Raw genomic sequence first — 7,569 nt, forward strand, 5'->3', positions numbered from 1 at the left:
CTGATGGCGATGGAAGCGGCGGAAATCGAGCGCCTCATCAAGGAAGGGCTGCCGGACGCCTCGGTGGAGATCCGCGATCTCGCCGGCGACGGCAATCACTATGCCGCGACGGTGGTGGCCGAGAGCTTTCGCGGCAAGAGCCGGGTGCAGCAGCATCAGATGGTCTATGCGACGCTGAAGGGCCAGATGGGCGGCGTGTTGCACGCCCTCGCGCTTCAGACCAATGTACCGGACTGAAGGCGGCCGGCGCGCTGAGCCGCGCCGCCACGACACCATCTCGCGAGGCCCGCAAGGGCGAAAGGCAATGTGATGAGCATTCACGATTTCATCGACGGCCAGGTGAAGAGCAACGACGTCGTCGTCTTCATGAAGGGCACGCCGCAATTCCCGATGTGCGGCTTCTCCGGCCAGGTGGCGCAGGTCTTCGCCCTGCTTGGCGTCGACTATAAGGGCATCAACGTCCTCGACTCCGACGAGATCCGCAACGGCATCAAGGAGTACACCTCCTGGCCGACCATTCCGCAGGTCTTCGTCAAGGGCGAGTTCATCGGCGGCTGCGACATCGTCCGCGAGATGTACCAGTCGGGTGAACTGCAGACGCTGCTGGAAGAGAAGGGCGTCCCGGTCATGGGCAAGGCCACGGCCTGAACCTTTGAGCACCCGCGCGCAGAACGGAAGCCGCCCTTCGGGGCGGTTTTTTGTTTTCCAGCCCTTCCCTTTGGCAGAGAGATCTCTTCGAGCACGCTACACTTGCCCCTGACGGGCAAACAGGGAGCGACGGCCATGTCATCCGAGCAGCTGGAAGAAAAGAGCGTCTCCGCAGCCTTTGTGTCTCGTCCAACAAAAAAGCCGCCCCACCGGGCGGCTTTTCCGTGTCTCGCGATCCGGGGAAGGATCAGCGCGAATAATATTCGACCACGAGGTTCGGCTCCATCACGACCGGATAGGGCACCTCGTTGAGCTCCGGGATGCGGACGAACTTGGCCGTCATCTTGGAGTGATCGACTTCGAGATAGTCCGGGGTGTCGCGCTCGCCGGAGGCGACGGCTTCCAGCACCAGCACCAGCTGCTTGGAGGCTTCCTTCACCTCGATCACGTCTCCGACCTTCACCTGGTAGGACGGGACGTTGACGCGACGGCCATTGACCTTGATGTGGCCGTGGCTGACGAACTGGCGGGCGGCGAACACGGTCGGGACGAACTTGGCGCGGTAGATCACCGCGTCGAGACGGCGCTCGAGCAGGCCGATCAGGTTGGCGCCGGTGTCGCCCTTGAGGCGCGAGGCCTCGACATAGACCGAATAGAACTGCTTCTCGCCGATGGAGCCGTAATAGCCCTTCAGCTTCTGCTTGGCGCGCAGCTGCACGCCGAAGTCGGACAGCTTGCCCTTGCGGCGCTGGCCATGCTGGCCGGGGCCATATTCACGCTTGTTGATGGGGCTCTTCGGGCGGCCCCAGATGTTTTCGCCCATACGGCGGTCAAGCTTGTGCTTGGCCGAAACGCGCTTGCTCATGCGCAGGTCCTCTCGCATATCGTTGCGGTTTGGATCGCGCCCCCTCCTCTACCCCCATTTCGGGAGCCGACAGGATCTTTCCGAACGCGCCGGAAAGGCCCACGGGTGCGTGAAACACCACGCGGGGCCGTTTCCAGCCCCGCGCTTGGCCGGGTGCATAGGCACAAAAGGCCGAAAGGTCAAGTTCCTGTCGTCCTTCCGTCATCCGGACGCCGACAGGAGACGGGAGGAGGACGATAAACGTGCCTATCGCCCGCCCCGCAGCGCCGCCAGCACCTCGAGGCTGGCATAGCCGTCGGGCTCCACCCCCATCTTGCGCTGGAAATCGGCAACCGCGCGCATGGTCATGTTGCCGACGCGGCCGTCGACGCCGCCCGTGTCGAAGCCCGCGCGGGTCAGCCGGCGCTGCACGTCCTGGATTTCCGCCAGCGTCAGCGCCCGCTCGCCACCGGGAAAGGGTGTGATGAAGGGATCGCCGCCCAGCACCCGGTCGCCGAGATGGCAGACGGCGAGCGCGTAGTTCATCGACGGATTGTAGCTGCGCACGGCGTAGAAATTCTGCGTCAGCAGGAAGCACGGCCCTTCCGGCCCCACCGGCGCCCACAGCCGCGCCCGCGCCTTGGGCAGGTCGAAGCGCCCGCCACCGGCCGGCGTCACGCCGAGCTTGGCCCACTCCGCCACCGTGCGCCAGGCCTTGGCGTCGGCGTATGTCTCCGGCACGCCGTCCATGCGCACCTCGAAGCCCCAGGGCAGGCCGCGCTGATATTTGCCGCGCTTGATGAGGTAGAGCGAGGAGCCCGCCAGCGCGTCGGCCACGCGGTAGGGCGAGGGCGCACCGTCGCCGTCATAATCGACGCCGAGATTGAGCCAGACTTCCGGCATCCACTGGGTGTGGCCCATGGCGCCGGCCCAGGAGCCGAGCATTTCGTCCGGGCTCGCCCAGCCGCGCTGGACGATGGCGAGGCCGTTGATGAGCTCGGTCTCCCAGTAGCTGCGCCGGCGCGGCTCGCCCCAGGCGAGCGCGGCGAGCGCGGGAAACACCGGCTTCATATGGTCGGGATCGGTGACGAGTTCGCCGAAGGCGCTCTCCATGCCCCACAGGCCGAGCAGCACATCCGGCTCGACGCCGAAATCCTTTTGCAGGCGCTTCATCAGCGCGGCGTTTTCCTTGGCCGCCGCCCGGCCGGTCATCAGCCGCCAGTCGGAAATCCGCCGGTTGAGATATTGCCAGAGCTGCTCGCGGAATTCCGGCTGGCCGCTGTCCTTGGCATAGACGGAAAGGTCGGGCCGCAGCCCGCCCATCACCCGCTCATAGACCGAATCGGAAATACCCTTGGCGCGGGCGCGGGACTGGAAGGTCACCACCCACGCCTCGAACCGCTCCTTCGCCACCTGCGCCTGCGCGCCGCCCGCGAAGGCGAAAACCCCGAGGCTGGCGCCGGCGCCGAGAAGGAAGGCCCGCCGGCTGGCAGGCCGTGCCCGCAGCGGGGCGGTGGAAGGGTCGCGCGTCACGTCAATGCTCCTGCCGTTGCGGCATGTTGGGCAGGGATCGCGGCGCCGGCAAGGCACCGTGTTGAGAGAACGCCCGTGCTCCGCCCCGCACAACGGGATACCGCGCAGTGGATCACGCGGGCGCGGGCGCGTCCATGGCGAGGATCTCACCGGCCCGCGCGCGACGCCCGACGATGCGCTCCACCATTCCGGCATCGAGCCGCTCTCCGGTGGAGAACAGCCGCAGCGGCGCCGGGCTGGCGGCGAAGGCGACGGGGCCGATCAGCGAGGACAGGCGCCGGGCGATCGCCGGGGCGGGGTCGATCCAGCGCACCGGCCACGGCGCCACCTGCTGGAGCCGGTCGAGCAGAAGCGGGTAATGGGTGCAGGCGAGCACCACCGTGTCCGTGCGCGCCCGCCCCGCGCGCACGAAGGCCGGCGCGATCTCGGCGGCGATCTCCTCGTCGCTCACGCCTTCGCCCCGCATCGCCGCCTCGGCGAGCGGCGCCAGCCGAGTGGAGCCGACCAGCGTCACCTGGCAGTCGCCGGCAAAATCCTGGATCAGCTTCTGCGTGTAGTCGCGCCGCACCGTTCCGGGCGTCGCCAGCACGCTCACCTGCCGCGTCAGCGAGCTTTCACAGGCCGGCTTGATCGCCGGCACGGTGCCGACGAACGGCAGGGAGAAGCGCGCCCGCAGCGGCGCCAGTACCAGGGTGGAGGCCGTGTTGCAGGCGATGACCACCGCATCGGGCGCGTGGCGGGCGATGAGATGCTCCATCACCGCCATCACGCGGGCGATGAGCGCTTCCTCGGAAAGTGCGCCATAGGGAAAGGCGGCATCATCGGCGGCATAGACGAAGCGGGCATCCGGCCGGGCGCGGGCGAGTTCGCGAAACACGGAGAGGCCGCCGAGCCCGGAATCGAACACCAGTATGGTCGGCGCGCGCAGAGCGGTGGCAGGCGGCAAGGACGACACGGCGACAGCCCCGGTGGACGAAGCAGGTGGCGAGACGCCGCGTAGGCCGGCAACGGTTACGGGAGAAGCCTCGATACGCATCTGATGTCCTCCATCCCAGGCATCATTGTGGCGCATCTTGGTGAACGCTTCGTTGCACGCGGCTCAGTTTTCGCCCGCGCCCTCCCCCGGCGCGCCGGTCCGCCCCTCCAGCCGCGCGGCGGTGCGCGCCTCGCGCACCCGCCGGCCCTCGACCAGCGCCGCCACCATGCCGTGCAGCGTGGCCACATCCTGCCGCGTCAGCCCGACGCGATGGAAGATGTTGCGGATGTTGCGGATCGTCACCGGCTTCTTCTCCGGCGAGCGGAAGAACAGCGCCTCGTCCAGCTCGCGCTCCACATGGTCGAAGAAGGCGAGAAGGTCGGCCTTGTCGGCGATGGGGTAGCGGTCCGGCTGCTGGAAGGGCAGCGCCCCGCCCGACGCCAGCTTGAACCATTCATAGGCCACCACCGCCACCGCCATGCCGAGATTGAGCGAGGCGAAGGCGGGATTGACCGGCAAAGTGAGGATGACATCGGCGAGCGAGACTTCTTCCGTGTAGAGCCCGGTGCGCTCGCGCCCGAACACCAGCCCCACCTGCTCGCCGCCGGCGATGCGGGAGGCGGTTTCCACCGCGACGGCATCGGCGCCCATCACCGCCTTCTGCATGCCGCGCTCGCGCGCCGTTGCGGCGGCGACGAAATTGAGATCCGCCAGCGCCGCGCGCAGGTCCGGGAAAATCTCGGCATTGTCGAGGATGCGGTCGGCGCCGGAGGCGAAGGTCACCGCCTTGGGGTTGGGCCAGCCCTCGCGCGGATTGACGATGCGCAACCGTGTCAGGCCGAAATTGCCCATGGCACGCACGGCGGAGCCGATATTCTCGCCGAGCTGCGGCTCGACCAGAATCACCACCGGCCCGTTTTCCGGCCAGTCGAGGCTGCGATTGGTACCAGCCCCGGTCATGACGGAAAGACCAGAGCGGCGGGAGGGGAAAGGGGGCGGTGCGCGCACATGCCGCCCTCCTAGAGCATTTCCGGCGCCGGCGAAATCGCTAAGCGCGTTCGCCGGCCCGCACAGGGCGTCATGCGCGGCGGGTGGCCCGGCCAGTCACGTGCTTATCAAGCAACCGATCACTTGGCCGCCGGCAGGCGGCTGACCGTCACCTGGTTCGGCGCGCCGCCCTTGCCGCGGATCAGCCCCCAGACCACGCCGGGCTGGGCCGGGTCAAAGGCGAAGCCCTGCCCGGCGATCTCGACCGGGATCGTCTCCCGCCACTCCATCACCGAGCCCATCGCCGGCGGCGCGACGACATAGAGCTCGGGATTGTCATGGCCGGAAATGTAGAGCCGCCCGTCCGGGCCGAAGGCACCGCCGGAATTGCTCATGTCCTGGAACTTGGCGACCAGCGCATCGGGATAGACGAACGCCTCGGCGACGCTCCAATCGGCGTTGAAACGGACGATCTGGGTGGCGTACTTGTTGCCATAGGCAAGCGGGCTCTTGTCGAAGACGCGGTTGTAATTGGCGAACGCGCCCCACCAGCGGCCCTGCGCATCGCGGTCGAGCCAGGTAAAGGAGCCGCGCTCGATGCCGAAGCTGTGGCTTTCCAGATGTTTCAGCGTCTCCGCGTCCCACACCTCCACCGAGGAGGTCATCGGCCAGTCCGGGTAGTTGGAATGGGCGGTGTAGAGCTTGCCATCATGCACGACGCCGCTGTCGAGATGGAGAACCGGTCCGCCCTTCGGACCCTCCCATTTCGCGACCGGCGCGCCGGTGGCCTTGTCGAGCTTCACCAGGGTGCGATTGTCTATGGCGTAGAAAAAACGGTCCGTCACCGCGACCGCCTGCCGGGCTTCGGGAACCTCGAATCGGCCAATGGTCTCGGCAGCGGGGCGCAGTTCCTGCGCGCCGGCGGTCCCGGCCGCCAGCACAAGGGCGAGACTGAACAATACAGGGCGTGCAAGCATGGTCGTGGTCCCCTCGACGCACCGCGCGCACCCGTGCCGGTGCCGCGTGACAGCGGAACGGGTGCTAGCAGCGCCGGGTGAAGCTGCCACGACAGGTGTTTGACGATTTACCGGCAAAGTCGGGCCGCGCCGCGCTTTCGCTCGACGCTGCGGCGCGGTATCACGCCCTATCACCGGCGGCGGCCGCGCGGACCGGCGCCGAGGCCCCATTACGAAGCTGCATCCGTGCGAGGTAGGAACCCATGGCGAAGATCAAGGTGGCGAATCCGGTCGTCGAACTCGACGGCGACGAGATGACCCGGATCATCTGGCAGTACATCAAGGACAAGCTCATCCATCCTTATCTGGATGTGCCGCTCGAATATTACGATCTGGGCCTGCCCAATCGCGACGCGACGGGCGATCAGGTCACCATCGACGCCGCCGAGGCCATCAAGCGCGTGGGCGTGGGCGTGAAATGCGCCACCATCACCCCCGATGCCGGCCGCATGACCGAGTACAACCTCACCAAGATGTGGCGCTCGCCCAACGGCACCATCCGCAACATCCTCGGCGGCGTGATCTTCCGCGAGCCGATCATCTGCAAGAACGTGCCGCGCCTCGTGCCGGGCTGGACCCAGCCGATCATCGTCGGCCGCCATGCCTTCGGCGACCAGTACCGCGCCACCGACTTCCTCGTTCCCGGCAAGGGCACGCTCAGCATCAAGTTCGTCGGCGACGACGGGCAGGTGATCGAGCACGAGGTCTACAAGTACCCGGGCGCCGGCGTGGCGCTGTCGATGTACAATATCGACGAGTCCATCGCCGAGTTCGCCCGCGCCTCGCTCAATTACGGCCTGATGCGCAAATACCCGGTGTACCTCTCGACCAAGGACACCATTCTCAAGCAGTATGACGGGCGCTTCCGCCAGATCTTCCAGGAGATCTACGACGCCGAGTTCAAGGCCGAGTTCGAGAAGCACAAGATCTGGTACGAGCACCGGCTGATCGACGACATGGTGGCCTCGGCGCTGAAATGGTCCGGCGGCTATGTCTGGGCGTGCAAGAACTATGATGGCGACGTGCAGTCCGACATCGTGGCGCAGGGCTTCGGCTCGCTCGGCCTGATGACCTCGGTGCTGATGACGCCGGACGGCAAGACGGTGGAAGCCGAAGCCGCCCATGGCACGGTGACCCGCCATTACCGCGAGCACCAGAAGGGCAAGGAGACCTCGACCAACTCCATCGCCTCGATCTTCGCCTGGACGCGCGGCCTCGCCCATCGCGCCAAGCTCGACGACAATGCCGAACTCGCCACCTTCTGCACCACGCTGGAGAAGGTTTGCGTCGACACGGTCGAGAGCGGCTACATGACCAAGGACCTCGCTTTGCTGGTCGGCGCCGACCAGAAGTGGCTCTCCACCACCGGCTTTCTCGATAAGATCTCTGAGAATCTCGGAAAGGCGCTCGCCTGAGTTTTCTCCCCCCGGGGCGCATTGCGTCCCGGGGCTCCTTTCCGAACCGCAACTGTCCAGCGGACGTGCCTGCCGCATACTCTCTACTGGGATACCAGAGCGCCGACCGCCGTTTAGTCGCTCTGCGGGCTGTTCACGCCACCCCGCCAC

General features: G+C 66.8%; 8 protein-coding genes. 3 read left to right on the forward strand and 5 right to left on the reverse strand.

Going from position 1 to position 7,569, the window contains the following annotated elements:
• The first annotated feature begins 3 nt into the window (after positions 1-3).
• Both J2S75_RS04230 and grxD read left to right on the forward strand, forming a co-directional pair.
• Positions 4-237 (forward strand): BolA family protein, encoded by a 234-nt coding sequence (locus tag J2S75_RS04230; protein WP_244376087.1) that lies wholly within the window; start codon positions 4-6, stop codon positions 235-237.
• Positions 238-309: 72 nt separating this feature from the next.
• Positions 310-648: a Grx4 family monothiol glutaredoxin gene (gene grxD, locus J2S75_RS04235; RefSeq protein WP_307018437.1), complete on the forward strand. Its 339-nt coding sequence runs from the start codon at positions 310-312 to the stop codon at positions 646-648.
• Positions 649-895: 247 nt separating this feature from the next.
• Here the strand turns inward: grxD and rpsD are convergent, their stop codons facing one another.
• The 5 genes from rpsD to J2S75_RS04260 form a co-directional block, all read right to left on the reverse strand.
• Positions 896-1,513, reverse strand: coding sequence for a 30S ribosomal protein S4 (rpsD, locus tag J2S75_RS04240; RefSeq protein ID WP_244376081.1), 618 nt, complete (start codon positions 1,511-1,513; stop codon positions 896-898).
• Between the two features lie 246 nt (positions 1,514-1,759).
• Entirely contained in the window at positions 1,760-3,025 is a 1,266-nt protein-coding gene (locus tag J2S75_RS04245) for a lytic murein transglycosylase (protein WP_307018440.1), read from the reverse strand.
• A gap of 112 nt (positions 3,026-3,137) precedes the next feature.
• Complete coding sequence (murI, locus tag J2S75_RS04250; protein WP_307018511.1) at positions 3,138-3,980, reverse strand: glutamate racemase; 843 nt, start codon at positions 3,978-3,980, stop codon at positions 3,138-3,140.
• A gap of 144 nt (positions 3,981-4,124) precedes the next feature.
• Positions 4,125-4,961: an RNA methyltransferase gene (locus J2S75_RS04255; protein WP_307018442.1), complete on the reverse strand. Its 837-nt coding sequence runs from the start codon at positions 4,959-4,961 to the stop codon at positions 4,125-4,127.
• Positions 4,962-5,128: 167 nt separating this feature from the next.
• Positions 5,129-5,965, reverse strand: coding sequence for a cycloisomerase (locus J2S75_RS04260; RefSeq protein ID WP_307018444.1), 837 nt, complete (start codon positions 5,963-5,965; stop codon positions 5,129-5,131).
• A gap of 242 nt (positions 5,966-6,207) precedes the next feature.
• On the opposite strand from J2S75_RS04260, the gene J2S75_RS04265 reads away from it, so the two are divergent.
• Entirely contained in the window at positions 6,208-7,419 is a 1,212-nt protein-coding gene (locus J2S75_RS04265) for an NADP-dependent isocitrate dehydrogenase (protein ID WP_307018446.1), read from the forward strand.
• The last annotated feature ends 150 nt before the right edge of the window (positions 7,420-7,569 follow it).

Origin of the sequence: Ancylobacter polymorphus, from assembly GCF_030813495.1 — a bacterium.
GTDB classification, from domain to species: Bacteria; Pseudomonadota; Alphaproteobacteria; order Rhizobiales; family Xanthobacteraceae; genus Ancylobacter; species Ancylobacter polymorphus.

What these genes read in the sequence shown, in the direction of transcription:
- J2S75_RS04255 (WP_307018442.1), bottom strand. Translation starts at nt 4,961, where the DNA reads ATGACCGGGGCTGGTACCAATCGCAGCCTCGACTGGCCGGAAAACGGG.
- rpsD (WP_244376081.1), bottom strand. Translation starts at nt 1,513, where the DNA reads ATGAGCAAGCGCGTTTCGGCCAAGCACAAGCTTGACCGCCGTATGGGC.
- grxD (WP_307018437.1), top strand. Translation starts at nt 310, where the DNA reads ATGAGCATTCACGATTTCATCGACGGCCAGGTGAAGAGCAACGACGTC.
- J2S75_RS04230 (WP_244376087.1), top strand. Translation starts at nt 4, where the DNA reads ATGGCGATGGAAGCGGCGGAAATCGAGCGCCTCATCAAGGAAGGGCTG.
- J2S75_RS04260 (WP_307018444.1), bottom strand. Translation starts at nt 5,965, where the DNA reads ATGCTTGCACGCCCTGTATTGTTCAGTCTCGCCCTTGTGCTGGCGGCC.
- J2S75_RS04265 (WP_307018446.1), top strand. Translation starts at nt 6,208, where the DNA reads ATGGCGAAGATCAAGGTGGCGAATCCGGTCGTCGAACTCGACGGCGAC.